The following is a 13,265-nucleotide window of genomic DNA, read 5'->3' on the forward strand; positions in this document are numbered from 1 at the left end:
TCTCTGAATGGGGCAGACGCACTGGACGCCCGTTCGTTTCCTGAATCGCTCGGCCCATCACCCTGCTTTGCCTTTCTCTTCGTTGGGTTAGCGGGTGAGTTAATCCTCGAAGAAGTCGCTCGGGCCAAACAAGCGTTAGAGTCACAACACTAGAGCCGCGATGTTCGGGTGGTGCGCGAGTGGCTCCTCTGCTACTTCCGCCCACCGACATCATCACCATGTGGCTTCGCTCCAACCCGAGAACGAAACCTGGTGGCTTAAGACAACACGATCACGCGCTCGAGCGCTTTCGCCCGCGCAAGTTGGCTCGGTGCCTTGAACCTCGCCAGGACGGTTTCGGCCGCTTCTCCTGCTAAATTCGCGATGAAGTTGTCTATCTGCTCTCGGCTCTGGATACCGAGCAAGGGCTTTGGCTCAGAGAGGAAATCGAAGAACGCGCTTCCGATCTTTGCGTTGACGGCAGCGGCGGGGAATAGCAGCTCAGCATGCGTCTTGTATTTTTCATCACCCAAAAACAGCCGGGTAACTTCCGTCGCTGCCTCGGCGCGATGGTCCCAAATGCGTGTTGAATTGATCCTGCAGCCATTCGTAGGTGATCTTGTCCTTGTGCTCCCTGAGCGCTCGGATCAGAAGCACGGATTGGACGGTCGCATTTTGCGCGCCCTGGCCGCCAAGCGGATCAAGGGAGACTGCGACATCTCCGATTGCAGCAACAGCGTGTCCGCTTTTGGTGCGGGCTACGGCGCGTCGAACAGTCGGCGGAACTGCGCCGAGGAGCCAGGAGTGCGGATCCTCGTGCAGGGGCTCCAGCTGATCGATCAGCTCCACATCTTCAGGAAAATAGGTCGCGAACAGTTTCACCACGGCGTCACGCGCGCTCTGAGTATCGGTCACGGTGTTGAAGATGTCGATCCACGGGCTGCCAAGCTTGGCGAACCCAATGAACGCCCGCGTGGCGCCGAGATCCTTGTGCAGATAAGGTCCGAAGAAGGTCTCGCCGAAATCGGCATGGATGTTGAACCAGTTGTGCCTGGCGCCGTCCGAGCTGCGATAGGCGAACTGATGATCGGCACGATCCAGCTCCTTGAATGTCGCGAGCAGCAGGTGTCGCTGCGGTTCGGCGTAGATAGTGCGATCCGGGTCAACCGGGAATAGGGCCGACAAGCCGCCCTTTCCTGTCGCCACGAGGGTGAGATCGGCGTCCGCCGCAATCGTGTCCAGATCTTCCGGGGTGACCGCGCGCACGGCGAATTTGCCGCCTCGCGCCAGGAAACGACTGAGGCGATCGTCGGCACGGAGCCGGGTATCGACCGCCTGCGCCCGATAGTTGAAGGCATTGTCGAATTCGATGACGGGAGTTCGGGTTTCGCCGGTGCCGGAGAATATCCGAACACTCATCCCGGTGCTGGTACCGATGTCATAAAGATCCTCGACGACCTCGGCATCGTATTCGAGGGATTTGCCGAAATAGACAGCAGTCCCCGTCGGAGGCACATCGTTGCGCAGCGACGCCCGGTCTCGATCGCTGTAAATGGTAACGTCAAATCCCGCATTGACAAGGCCGAGCCCGGCGGTCGTCCCGGCAAGACCCGCTCCGATGATCGCGACTTTGCGTTTGGTGTTGAACACGTGGCTCTCCTGAAGGAAAAATGACTCGGCGCCGAAGGCGGGATCTGGACGTGCCTCGTCTCGACGCGTGAAGCTCGCGAGAAAGTGGGGTGCTAGTTGCCCTGTTCTCCTGTCTGACGAACGCCAGCACTCCAGGCATAGGGAAGTGTCTCGCCATTCAACTCGTACGCACCGATTGCGCGGAGCTTGAAGATCGCGGGGTTGTGGGAAGCGATGGTACGTGCGTTACGCCAGTGCCGATCGATGGCGAGCTTCTCCGAGCTGAGAGAGGCGCCGCCTACTTCGAAAAGCGTGGTCACGGCGTCGAGCACGAGCTTGATGACGGTCACCTGCGCCTGCGCCGCCGCAAGTTCGGAGGCATCGAGCCGCTGAGGGTCCTGGTGGCCACCATCAAGCGTCCGCGCGAGCTCGTCGACGGCGGCGAGGACCGTTGCCCGTGCACCAAAGGGTGAACGTGCGGGTTCGCGCCTTGATCCAGTCGGTCGTATCCGCCGCGGCACGTTTCGCAATCCCCGCGAGCGTGGCGAGCAGGATCAGCTGAACGTGGGCCGTTCCAAACACCCGGCCTTCCGTTCCATAGCCGGGACCGATGATCCGGTCCTGGGTGACCGTGACATTTTTGAACTTCGCCGTGCCACTTGCCGTGAGCCGCTGGCCGAAGCCGTCCCAGTCGTCCACAACATTGACGCCAGGCTGGCTGGTGTCGACAAGGACGGTAATTCGTTTGCCGTCCCGGTCGGCCGCGACAAGCAGGTGATCGGCGTATAGTGTACCAGTCGTGTAATACTTCAGCCCGTTGAGCCGCAGCGCGGCTCCTTCCGATGTGACGGCGGTCCGGTAGCGATCGACAGCACCAAGGCCCGGCTCGGTAACGGCGACGCCGACGAGCGCGCCGTTCGCGATGGCTCCGAGCCACCGCGCCTTGACTGCCTCATCCTGGTTCAGCTGCAAGTCCTCGACCAGGTTGAAGTGTGCCAAAACGCCTGTGGCAGGTTGGAATCCGCGGCCGCAAGCTCGATAAGGAGGTTGAACGTCTGGCGGAGCGTGGTGCCGAGCCCTCCGAACTCGATCGGCACACGCAGCGCTCCGAAGCTGGCCTCCTTCAACAGTCGGATCTCCTCGATCGGCAGCGTGCGGCTTCGTTCGCGCGCCACCGCACCCGCCGCGATCGTCTCGAAGATCGGAGCGAAGCGCTTGTGAAGTTCGTCATCGCTGATGCTCGGTCTGCCTGGGTGAATGGTCATCGCGCTGCGTCCGCTCGTTCTTTGAGTCCTTGGATGGACAGAGTTTGCTGTCTCGAAGAATAGTCCGCTCTCCTGCGAGAGCCAGACTGTATTTTTGCTTGGATAGAACACGATCGTTTGCAGCGGAACATCGCACGAAGAAAAATCTGCTGCGCGATCCTGCCGGTCGATGTTTCGGGAAATGAGGTCAACGCCGCTTGCAGAAGATCGCGATGCTCGCAATCGCGTCCAACTCGAAGGGACCATTCTCCGAGGTGCGATATATATGCGGCGAATCGTGTCGGGACGCGATCGGTTCGAAGCTAATTGTTGCCTTGGATCGCATCGAGTGTGCTGCGTGACCAGAGCTTGTGGCAGCGAATGAGATTGGGAAGAGCTGGTTTCTCATCCCGCACCGAGATGCGACGAAAGATGCGTCTCGAAAACGGCTGATAAACGCGATGGACGATCGATTGCGTGTTGTGGCGAGATGGCTGCGTGGATGAACAAGGGTGACGCGACGGAGACGTGTGAATGGCGCGACAGATTCGGTTCAATGCGTTCGACATGAATTGTGTCGGCCATCAGTCTCCCGGCGTCTGGGCGCACCCGCGCGACCGTTCCTACAAGTACAAGGACCTGGACTATTGGCAGGATCTCGGGCGAACGCTGGAGCGGGGAGTCTTCGACGGCGTCTTTATTGCCGATGTCATCGGGTATTATGACGTCTACAAGAACTCGCTATCCCACGCGCTTGAACAGGCGGCACAAATCCCCGTCAACGATCCGTTGCAGCTGGTGGCGCCGATCGCGCTCGCAACCGAGCATCTCGGCATCGGCATCACAGCATCGACGTCGTTCGAGCATCCCTATACGTTCGCGCGCAGGCTCTCGACTGCGGACCACCACAGCAAGGGGCGCGTCGGTTGGAACATCGTGACCTCTTATCTGGAGAGCGGAGCCAAGAACGTGGGCCAGGGTGGGTTGCGCCGCCACGACAATCGATACGAGGTGGCGACCGAATATGTCGAGGTTCTCTACAAATTGCTGGAGGGCAGCTGGGAGGAGGGGGCCGTCCTGCGTGATGCCGGGAAGCGGATATTCACCGATCCGTCGAAGGTCCACGAGATCGAGCACAAGGGAAAATACTTTGAGGTGCCGGGCTATCATCTCAGTGAGCCGTCGCCGCAACGGACGCCGGTCCTCTATCAGGCCGGTGCGTCTGGGGCCGGCAAAGCCTTTGCGGCCCAACACGCTGAATGCGTGTTCGTCGCCGCCCCGATCAAGCCGGTTCTGAAATCCTCCGTCGCGGAGGTGCGACGGCTCGCGGCTGAAGCCGGCCGCGATCCGCGCAAGATCCTGACCTACAATCTGGTCACGGTGATTGTCGACGAGACCGACGCGAAGGCGGAAGCCAAGTTCAGGGAATATCAGCAATACGCCTCCTATGACGGCGCGCTGGTGCTCATGTCCGGCTGGAGCGGTATCGATTTCGGACAATACGCGCCGACTGATCTGGTCAAGAAGGTCGAGACGAATGCGATCGTTTCCGTCGTCGATCATCTCGCCGGCGGCAGCAAGGCCTGGACCATCGAGGAGCTTGCGCGCTGGGGCGGCATCGGCGGCCTTGGTCCGGTGTTTGTCGGTTCGGCGTCGACGGTGGCCGATATCCTGCAGGAGTGGGTGGAGGAGACTGACGTCGACGGATTTAACCTCGCCTATGCGGTGACGCCGGAGACTTTCGAGGATGTGGTCAATCTGCTGGTTCCCGAGCTGCAGAAGCGCGGTGTCTATCCGACCAGCTATCGTCCCGGGACCCTGCGGGAGAAGCTGTTCGGACAAGGGCCGTATCTGCCGTCGAACCATCCGGCTGCAGCCTATCGCGACATCCAGGCGGTGAAGCGCCGCGCGGGCGGGGCGGCGGTCGCGGCTCCGCGCCAGCCTGCCGAGGCGTGATGTGCGATGGGAGAGCCCATTCTGCAGTTGCGTAACGTCTCGCTGTCGTTCAAGGGGATCAAGGCGCTGAATGCACTCAGCTTCAATGTGGAGCGAGGCGAGATCTGCGCGCTGATCGGTCCCAACGGAGCCGGCAAGAGTTCGCTGTTGAATATCATCAACGGCGTCTATCGCGCCGACTGCGGAAGCGTCACCTTCGACGGTGAAAGATTCGCACGCATCCGTCCCGCGCGCGCTGCGCATCTCGGGATTGGCCGGACTTTCCAGCACAATGCGCTGTTCAGGCATCTTAGCGTACTCGACAACGTGCTGGCCGGGCTCATCAGGCATAGCCGCACGACTCTGATCGAACACGCCTTTGGCCTCGGTCGCGACCGTAGCGAGACACGTGCGTTCGGTCGACGTGCGGACGAGATCATTGGTTTCCTGGATCTTGCCAGACATCGCGACAGGGTTGTATCGACGCTTCCTTACGGAGTGCAAAAGCGGGTTGATCTTGCCCGTGCGCTAGTTGGCCGGCCGAGCCTTCTGCTGCTCGACGAGCCCATGGCCGGGATGAACCAGGACGAGAAGCACGAAATGAGCAGTTTCGTCCTGGAAGCAAACCGGTCTCTCCGAACCACGGTTGTGCTGATAGAGCACGATATGAGCGTGGTGATGGGCCTCTCCCATCACGTCGTCGTGCTGGACTACGGCCGGAAGGTCGGCGACGGCACCCCGGAACAGGTGCGCAGGAATCCGGACGTGATCGCGGCCTATCTGGGTACGGTGCATTGAGGTCGAGATGAGCTTCTTCGTCGAAACCTTCATCGGCGGCCTTTTGGCAGGCGTGATGTACTCGCTGGTCGCGATCGGGTTCGTCCTGATCTACAAGGCCTCGGGCGTGTTTAATTTCGCGCAGGGTTCGATGGTGCTGTGCGCGGGTCTGACCTTCGTGACCTTGCGCGACAGGGGGATCGATTTCTGGCTGGCGGGGCTGATCACGCTGACGATCATGGTTGCGATCGCGGTCGCGGTGGAGCGCGTGGTCCTGCGTCCGCTCGTCAATCGGCCCCAGATCACTCTGTTCATGGCCACGCTCGGGCTTTCCTTTGTCATCGAAGGCATTGCGCAGATCGCGATGGGCGCGAGCGTGCACGAGCTCGACCTTGGCATCATCGATACGCCGATCGCGGTCGGCGAGGTCCAGATCAGCCAGTTCGACCTGATGGCGGCCGCCACTGCAGGCGTTCTCGTCATCGCGCTGTCGATCTTCTTCAACTGGACCCGTGTCGGGATTGCGCTGCGGGCGATTGCCGACGATCCGCTGGCTGCGCGCTCGATCGGAATTCGGCTGCAGACCTTATGGCAAAGTGTGTGGGGTGTCGCCGGGTTCGTCTCGCTGATCGCAGGCCTGCTCTGGGGCGCGCGCCAAGGCGTGCAGTTTGCGCTCACCCTTGTCGTTCTCAAGGCTCTACCGGTGCTGATCATCGGCGGGTTTACGTCGATTACTGGCGCCATTGTCGGCGGCCTGATCGTCGGCGCCAGCGACAGCCTCGCTGAAATCTATCTCGGCAGCCTGCTGGGCGGCAGTGTGTCGACCTGGTTCTCCTATGTGCTTGCCGTCGGCTTCCTGCTGGTGCGCCCGGCCGGCCTGTTCGGCGATGCGCCGATCGAAAGGATATGAAGCATGACGGCGATCGGGACCGATGCGATCGAAGGATTTGGCTCGACCGACGAGACTACGCGGAGTTGGCTGCGCATCGCCCTTGCGGTTGCGCTCCTTGCGGGACTTGCCGCCGTTCCGCTCGTGGCGAATGACTATTGGCTGAACGCTGTCCTCATCCCATTCCTGATCATGTCTCTAACAGCATTGGGGCTGAACCTACTGATGGGCTATGCGGGCCAGGCTTCGCTGGGCAGCGGCGGCTTCATGGCGGTCGGCGCTTACGCAACCTATAACATCCTGCTGCGGCTGCCCGAACTGCCGCTGCCGGTCAGCCTGCTGCTCGGAGGCATCATTTCCGGGTTGGTCGGTGTCATCGCAGGTCTGCCGAGCCTGCGCATCAAAGGCTTCTATCTGGTCGCCTCGACATTGGCAGCACAGTTCGTACTGGAGTGGCTCTTCAATCAGTGTGGCTGGTTCTCGAACTACTCGACATCGAGTTCGATCTCGGCGCCGAGGCTTGCGATCCTCGGCCATGATCTGTCGAGTCCGACCGGTCGCTACCTGCTGACGCTGGCGACGGTTGCGATCGTCACAGTGGTCGCGATCCGGCTGGTGCGCAGTCAGACCGGACGAACCTGGATGGCGATCCGCGACATGGATACGGCTGCTTCCGTCATCGGCATTCCCGTGGCGACCGGAAAGCTGAAGGCGTTCTTCGTCAGCTCGCTGGTGATCGGGATCGCAGGTGCGCTCTGGGCCTTTGCTTATCTTGGCACGGTCGATGCGCGGAGCTTCAATCTGGATCGTTCGTTCCAGGTGATGTTCGCGATCATCATCGGCGGCACGGGCAGCATCAGTGGCAACTATGTGGGTGCTGCGTTCATGATCTTGCTGCCGATCCTGCTCGATCATGTCGGGGGTGGAGTGTTCGGAGGCGCGATCGATCCCGGACAACTCGAAAATCTTCAGAAGGCCCTGTTCGGCGCGCTGATCGTCTGGTTCCTGATCAAGGAGCCGAGAGGGCTCGCAGCGTTGCTGTCGCGAGCATGGACGCAACGAGCTTCGCGGTTTGAGCGCTAGCAAACAACGAATTCATCAAATGTGGCGCGAGCCCCACGGTCGAACTTGAACGTTGCAATCGAATGGAGGGTAAACAGATGTCTATACGGAAACAGAAGCGGATCACGAGCAGGGCGATCGGGCTGGCGGCGCTCGTTCTGTCGGTTGCCGTCGGCACCACCGCGTCGGCGGACGATGCGAAGACGCAATACTTCCCGCTCGCGACCTTTCGCGTCGGAGCCTATGCGTCGAGCGGCATTCCGGTCTGGGCAGGCGAGATCGATTATTTCCGCTACATCAACGAGGTCGAAGGCGGCATCAACGGAATCAAGCTGGTCTGGGACGAGTGCGAGACCAATTGGGAAGTCGAAAAGGGGGTCGAGTGCTATGAGCGGGTGAAGGCGGGCAAGAACGGGTCGCCAGTGCCGATCTTCCTGCCGCATGGCGATCCGATTTCGAAGGCGCTGACCGAGAAGTCGGTGGCCGACAAGATTCCGCTGGTGACGATCGCCTACGGCCGCACGGAAGCGATCGATGGGCGGGTGTTCCCGTACAGTTTCCCCGTCGTTTTCAGCTTCTGGAGCGAAGCCTCCTCGGCGGTCAATTTCATTGCGGAGAAGGTCGGCGGCAAGGACAAGCTGAAGGGCCTCAAGATCGCGACGGTCTATCACGACTCGCCCTACGGCAAGGAGACCCAGGTCCCGCTTGCCCATCTTGCCAAGACGTATGGCTTCGAGGACATCCAGATTCCGGTCCCGCATCCGGGCAATGAGCAATCGGCGCAATGGGCCAAGGTCCGCCAGCTCAAGCCCGACTGGGTGTTCTTGCGAGGTTGGGGCGTCATGACGCCCGTCGCAATCAAGACCGCCGCCAAGGTGGGATTTCCGGTCGATCACATCATTGGTGGCATCTGGTCGGGCTCTGAGGAGGACGTCCGCCCCGCCGGCGCCGTGGGCAACGGTTACCTGGCGATCACGCCATTCCCCGCCGGCGCGAATTTCGAGATCCATCAGAAGCTCAAGAAGTACATTCTCGACAAGGGTCTCAGCGATCTCAAGGACCCGAAGAGCTTCGGCTCGGTCTACTACAATTCGGGCGTCGACGAGGCAATCGTCGCGGTGGAGGCGATCCGGACTGCACAGGCGCATTTTGGCGTACGGCCGATCAATGGCGAGGAGGCGCAGTGGGGCCTCGAGCATCTCGATCTTTCCGAGAAGCGTCTTGCTGAAATCGGTGCCACCGGTCTTGAGCAGCCGCTGAAGCTCTCGGCCAAGGACCACGAGGGCGGCGGCGCCGGCAAGGTGCTGCAGTGGGACGGCGAGAAGTGGAACGTGGTGTCTAACGGTTGGGTGAAATCCGACCGGGAATTGCTGTTGCCCCTGATCTATGAGCGTGCCGCCGCCTACGCCAAGGAAAAGGGCATCACGCCGCGCGATGCAACCAACTGATGTTACCCTGAAGGATCGCCATGACCACGTCGCCGTTTCTCGAAGTCGATAACATCGAGGTCCTCTACAGTCACGCGATCCTGGCCTTGCGCGGCGTATCGCTCAGGGTCGAAGAGGGATCAATCGTTGCTCTTCTCGGCGCAAATGGCGCCGGGAAGACCACCACACTGAAGGCAATCTCGAACCTGCTTGGGTCCGAGCGTGGCCACTTGAGCCGTGGTGCAATCACCTGGCGTGGCGAGGCGACCAACAGGCTTGATCCGGCCGATCTTGTTGCAAGGGGGGTGGTTCAGGTTCTCGAAGGCCGTCACGTCTTTCCCCAACTCACGGTCGAGGAGAATCTTCTCGCGGGCGGGTTTGTGCGCCGGCCGAGCCGTCGTGCGCTCGCCGACGATCTCGAACGCATCTATTCCTGGTTTCCGCGGCTCAAACAACGCCGCAGCGCGCGTTGCGGCCTGACCTCGGGCGGCGAGCAGCAGATGGTTGCGATCGGGCGCGCGATGATGACGCGTCCGACCCTCGTGCTGCTCGACGAGCCCTCGATGGGTCTCGCACCGATCATCGTGGAAGAGATCTTTCACATCATCCGCGATCTCAACAGGAACGAGGGCGTCAGCTTTCTGCTGGCCGAGCAAAACGCTCATCTTGTTCTTCGATTTGCCGATCACGGCTACGTGCTCGAGAACGGCAGGGTCGCCGCGTCAGGCACCGCGGCCGACCTCGCCGGTCGGGACGACGTTGCCGAATTCTATCTCGGTGCTACAGCGGCGGGAACGGCGGCTGCGGAGCCGATCGAAGCCCCGGTTGCATGAGCAGGAGCAGCGCGTCATGGCGATTCGTTTCGGATATTGGATGCCGCTCGGCAGCGGCGGTTTCGTCATCAGCGACGTTCCGCAGCGCACCGACTGGACGCTCGACTACAACGCCTCTCTCGCACGCGAGGCCGAAGAGCTCGGCTTCGAATATGGCCTGGCGCCGGCGCGCTTCATCGCGAGCCATGGCTGGGAGTTGCAGCAGGAGGCCATCACCTGCACCGCAGTGCTCTCCGCCCAGACCAAGCGGCTAAAGCTCATCAGCGCAATTCATACCAGCTTCTGGCATCCGGCCATGATCGCGAAGGTGGGATCCACGATCGACGTCTATTCCAAGGGGCGGTTCGCGATCAACATTCTCACCGGCTGGTTCAAGGATGAGTTTCGCGCCTTTGGCGAGCCTTGGCTGGAACATGACGAACGGTATCGCCGCTCGGAAGAGTTCATCCAGGTGCTCAAAGGCCTCTGGACGCAGGACCGCTTCAGCTTCAAGGGCGACTTCTATCGCATCAACGGCGCCTGGTTGCAGCCAAGGCCGATCTCGCAGCCGCATCCGGAGATTTTCCAGGGCGGCAACTCCAAAAGCCGCGCGACGGATGGCTGCAAAATATTCGGATTGGTATTTTCTCAATGGCACCACAGTGGAAGGTGCCAAGCAGCAGATCGACGAGGTCCGCGCGCTCGCCAAGGCGGAAGGCCGCACTGTCAAGATCGGGCTCAACGGCTTCATCATCCAGCGGCCGACCGAGCGGGAAGCGCTCGAGCAACTCGAAGCGATGACCCCGAGATCGTGCACGCCTTCGCCGAACAGGTGAAGCAGGCTGGCGCATCGACCGCGGACAAGATCGGAATGTGGGCGGATTCGAGTCACGCCAATCTTGTCCAGCCCAACGACGGTTTCAAGACGCGTCTGTTCGGTCCCCCCGAGCTGATCGCGGAACGCATCCGTGCATATGAGGCCATCGGCGTCGACATGATCCTCTGCGCCTTCCTGAATTTCACCGACGAACTGCCGGCGTTCGGCCGCGAGGTGAGGCGCCATGCCTGGAGTTATTTGCTCAGCAGCCGAAGGACTATCAGAGAGCCATTCTCGGCGAATGCGCCCGTGTCGGTATTGAAGCGGCAGTGGAAGGCGGCTGGGCACGTTGGTTCGGCGGACATGGCGAATTCGTCGGGATGACCGGGTTTGGAGCGTCAGCGCCCGCAGGCGTCCTTTACCGCGAGTTCGGCATCACGCCAGAAGCGGTTGTGGCGGCCGCTATGCGGTCAATCGCGCGGTCGCGTGCCGAAGCAGCCAGCTAGTGCCGGTCAGAGTGTCAATCAAATGGATTCGGGCGAATTGGCCGCAATGTGCTGCGAGCAATTTTCGAATCGGGCCGTCACGATATCGAGGTCGTTTCGATTAACGATCTCGGGCCGCCCGAAACCAACGCAGATTTGTTTCGGTTCGATTCCGTGCACGGACGCTTGCCGCACGAAGTCAGAGTTGTCGATAACACCATAAACGTGGGGCGAGCGCCGAACGAGGTCACTTTCATCAATTCAGGGACATAGTTGCTGGTGATGACGTTCGTCAGAAGAAGCCGGCGCCGGATGTCTATGTTCTGCCCTCAGCCTTCCTGAACTTTCCAGCTCCGAATGCTTGGCCATCGAGGATTCCCGCAATGGCTTCGTCGCGGCCAGGGGCGCGGGAATTCTATCTGGGCCCGGTCAAATCTGCGAGCGGAATGGACTATTGAACGTTCTGCGCATTGTTGCTAAGAAAGTTTCCAAATAGCCAAGAAGTATTGCATGGAAACGCTGGGAACGGTCCTCATCGTCGCGCGGGGCGGTCCGCAATGGTCCGCGGCCGGGGAAGTTTTGTCTGAAGAATATGGCTACCGCGTTCTGGTCGTTCGTTCAGCGGAGGATGCGGCGCGCGCGTTGTCGGATGCTCACATAGACCTTGTTTTAGCGGAGCACGGGCCTGGTGGAGAGGGGTTGACGTTCCTCGCCAACTTGCGGGTCAGCCACCCTGATATCGTGCGCGTCCTCGCGCTTGAAGCCAAAACGGAATTGACCCAGCAAGCCATTTCACCAGCCGCGATCTATCAATTTGTGCGCAAGCCTTTGGATGCAAAGCAAATCGGCTTGGTCGTCGAGCGCGGCCTGGAATCGCGCGAGCTTTCGCGTCGCCATCGGATGCTGTCGCGTGAATTCAAGATCCCTGGCGATTCGGTAAGAGTCTATCCACGGAATGGCGCTTCATTGTATGTGGAAAGTCAGCGATTCGAGAAGCTTGTCTATGTCAGCGAAAAGCTGAGCGAACTGTGTGATCTCGCGCGCAAGGCGGCGCGAACGGAGTTGCCCATTCTTGTTCAAGGCGAGACTGGGACCGGTAAGGAGTTGTTGGCGCGCGCTATTCACTACAATTCGCCTCGCAAGACGAGTCCGTTGATGGTTCAGAATTGCGGCGGGATGTCCGATGAGCTGCTTCATTCGGAATTGTTCGGCCACAAGCGCGGTGCGTTTACAGGCGCTATCTCCGACCGCCTTGGTTTGTTTCGGGCCGGTGACGGCGGGACGGTTTTCCTCGACGAGATATCGGAGGTGTCGCCATCGTTTCAAGTGAGCCTGCTACGCTTCCTTCAGGAAGGCGAAGTCAAGCCGCTCGGTTCGGATAAGACCCAGACCTGCAACGTTCGCATTATCGCGGCGTCGAGTCGGCCGCTGCGGACTCTCGTTGCCGCGGGAAAGTATCGGCAGGACCTCTATTTCCGCCTCAAGGGTTTCGAACTTGAGGTGCCGCCACTTCGTGAACGGCCCGTCGATATTCCAGCGCTCGCGGAGTTCTTTGCTGCCAAGCATGCCGACGCTATGGGCCGGAAAATCCTCGGCATTTCCGCCGGGACCCTCGAAAAGCTGACTGCCTTCGACTTTCCGGGCAACGTTCGTGAGCTCGAGAATGAAATCCGCAGGATGGTTTCTCTGGCCGAAGATGGCGAGTATCTGACGACCAAGTATATGTCACCGTCTATTCTTGCGGCGCCGCCACGTCCGCGATTGAGCGCGGCGCTTGCATTTATGCCCCAGGGAACCACTTTGAAAGACAAGGTCGAGAGCTTGGAAAGGCAGATACTGAACGAAGCGCTGACGCGCCATCGCTGGAACCAAAGCCGGGCGGCGAACGAACTTGGTCTCTCGCGCGTTGGTCTAGCCAACAAGATCAAACGATATGGTCTTGCTGAAGCTAGCTGAGGGTTTGTCATGTCTGATGACGAGGATCCAATCAAGAGTGATTCGTCGGCCCAAATCGTCCGATTCCCGCAATCGCGCGTCACCCCAACGGGAGGTTCCGAGCCGTTTAAGGAGCTTGGGACGAGCGAGCTCTCAAGAAGCCTTGGCTTACCCGAGCGTCAGGCTACTGGACACTGGTGCAGCCGGTGCCGCGGCATCTGGTATGGATACCCGCTGGAGGTAACCTGTCCTGCGTGTGGCAATCGTCATGGAT

The 13,265-nt window shown here is 60.5% G+C and carries 12 protein-coding genes and 3 pseudogenes; 10 read left to right on the top strand and 5 right to left on the bottom strand.

Annotation, left to right across the window (positions count from 1 at the left end):
• Positions 1–257: 257 nt before the first annotated feature.
• The 5 genes from ACVWW1_RS39510 to ACVWW1_RS39530 form a co-directional block, all read right to left on the bottom strand.
• Positions 258–512, bottom strand: a complete 255-nt coding sequence (locus tag ACVWW1_RS39510) for a hypothetical protein (protein ID WP_456659605.1) — start codon at positions 510–512, stop codon at positions 258–260.
• Positions 505–1,629: a styrene monooxygenase/indole monooxygenase family protein gene (locus tag ACVWW1_RS39515; RefSeq protein ID WP_456659606.1), complete on the bottom strand. Its 1,125-nt coding sequence runs from the start codon at positions 1,627–1,629 to the stop codon at positions 505–507. The genes ACVWW1_RS39510 and ACVWW1_RS39515 overlap by 8 nt, the downstream gene beginning before the upstream one ends.
• Before the next feature lie 92 nt (positions 1,630–1,721).
• Positions 1,722–2,129 carry a hypothetical protein gene (locus ACVWW1_RS39520; protein ID WP_456659607.1) on the bottom strand — a complete coding sequence of 136 codons (408 nt, stop codon included), beginning with the start codon at positions 2,127–2,129 and terminating at the stop codon, positions 1,722–1,724.
• Positions 2,020–2,607 (bottom strand): acyl-CoA dehydrogenase family protein, encoded by a 588-nt coding sequence (locus tag ACVWW1_RS39525; protein ID WP_456659608.1) that lies wholly within the window; start codon positions 2,605–2,607, stop codon positions 2,020–2,022. The genes ACVWW1_RS39520 and ACVWW1_RS39525 overlap by 110 nt, the downstream gene beginning before the upstream one ends.
• Entirely contained in the window at positions 2,571–3,095 is a 525-nt protein-coding gene (locus tag ACVWW1_RS39530; RefSeq protein ID WP_456659609.1) for a hypothetical protein, read from the bottom strand. The genes ACVWW1_RS39525 and ACVWW1_RS39530 overlap by 37 nt, the downstream gene beginning before the upstream one ends.
• A gap of 291 nt (positions 3,096–3,386) precedes the next feature.
• Here ACVWW1_RS39530 and ACVWW1_RS39535 point away from each other — a divergent pair, with 291 nt between their 5' ends.
• The 10 genes and pseudogenes from ACVWW1_RS39535 (at position 3,387) to ACVWW1_RS39580 (ending at position 13,012) form a co-directional block, all read left to right on the top strand.
• Positions 3,387–4,808, top strand: a complete 1,422-nt coding sequence (locus ACVWW1_RS39535) for an LLM class flavin-dependent oxidoreductase (protein ID WP_456659610.1) — start codon at positions 3,387–3,389, stop codon at positions 4,806–4,808.
• A gap of 6 nt (positions 4,809–4,814) precedes the next feature.
• On the top strand, positions 4,815–5,585 hold the full coding sequence (locus tag ACVWW1_RS39540) for an ABC transporter ATP-binding protein (RefSeq protein WP_456659611.1): 771 nt from the start codon (positions 4,815–4,817) through the stop codon (positions 5,583–5,585).
• Between the two features lie 7 nt (positions 5,586–5,592).
• Complete coding sequence (locus ACVWW1_RS39545) at positions 5,593–6,474, top strand: branched-chain amino acid ABC transporter permease (protein ID WP_456659612.1); 882 nt, start codon at positions 5,593–5,595, stop codon at positions 6,472–6,474.
• A gap of 3 nt (positions 6,475–6,477) precedes the next feature.
• Entirely contained in the window at positions 6,478–7,536 is a 1,059-nt protein-coding gene (locus ACVWW1_RS39550; RefSeq protein WP_456659613.1) for a branched-chain amino acid ABC transporter permease, read from the top strand.
• 77 nt (positions 7,537–7,613) lie between these two features.
• On the top strand, positions 7,614–8,963 hold the full coding sequence (locus tag ACVWW1_RS39555; RefSeq protein WP_456659614.1) for an ABC transporter substrate-binding protein: 1,350 nt from the start codon (positions 7,614–7,616) through the stop codon (positions 8,961–8,963).
• Positions 8,964–8,983: 20 nt separating this feature from the next.
• A complete protein-coding gene (locus tag ACVWW1_RS39560; RefSeq protein WP_456659615.1) occupies positions 8,984–9,775 on the top strand; it encodes an ABC transporter ATP-binding protein in 792 nt (263 codons plus the stop codon).
• A 16-nt stretch (positions 9,776–9,791) separates the two neighbouring features.
• Positions 9,792–10,796, top strand: a pseudogene (sfnG, locus tag ACVWW1_RS39565) (dimethylsulfone monooxygenase SfnG); the annotation flags it as partial.
• A 14-nt stretch (positions 10,797–10,810) separates the two neighbouring features.
• Positions 10,811–11,077 (top strand): annotated as a pseudogene (locus tag ACVWW1_RS39570) (transketolase-like TK C-terminal-containing protein); the annotation flags it as partial.
• Positions 11,078–11,113: 36 nt separating this feature from the next.
• Positions 11,114–11,314: pseudogene (locus ACVWW1_RS39575) on the top strand (glyceraldehyde 3-phosphate dehydrogenase NAD-binding domain-containing protein); the annotation flags it as partial.
• A 252-nt stretch (positions 11,315–11,566) separates the two neighbouring features.
• Entirely contained in the window at positions 11,567–13,012 is a 1,446-nt protein-coding gene (locus tag ACVWW1_RS39580) for a sigma-54-dependent transcriptional regulator (protein WP_456659616.1), read from the top strand.
• The last annotated feature ends 253 nt before the right edge of the window (positions 13,013–13,265 follow it).

This window comes from Bradyrhizobium sp. JR3.5 (assembly GCF_054057015.1).

Coding starts and splice junctions, on each gene's coding strand:
- ACVWW1_RS39535 (WP_456659610.1), top strand. CDS start 3,387: ATGGCGCGACAGATTCGGTTCAATGCGTTCGACATGAATTGTGTCGGC.
- ACVWW1_RS39540 (WP_456659611.1), top strand. CDS start 4,815: ATGGGAGAGCCCATTCTGCAGTTGCGTAACGTCTCGCTGTCGTTCAAG.
- ACVWW1_RS39545 (WP_456659612.1), top strand. CDS start 5,593: ATGAGCTTCTTCGTCGAAACCTTCATCGGCGGCCTTTTGGCAGGCGTG.
- ACVWW1_RS39550 (WP_456659613.1), top strand. CDS start 6,478: ATGACGGCGATCGGGACCGATGCGATCGAAGGATTTGGCTCGACCGAC.
- ACVWW1_RS39555 (WP_456659614.1), top strand. CDS start 7,614: ATGTCTATACGGAAACAGAAGCGGATCACGAGCAGGGCGATCGGGCTG.
- ACVWW1_RS39560 (WP_456659615.1), top strand. CDS start 8,984: ATGACCACGTCGCCGTTTCTCGAAGTCGATAACATCGAGGTCCTCTAC.
- ACVWW1_RS39580 (WP_456659616.1), top strand. CDS start 11,567: ATGGAAACGCTGGGAACGGTCCTCATCGTCGCGCGGGGCGGTCCGCAA.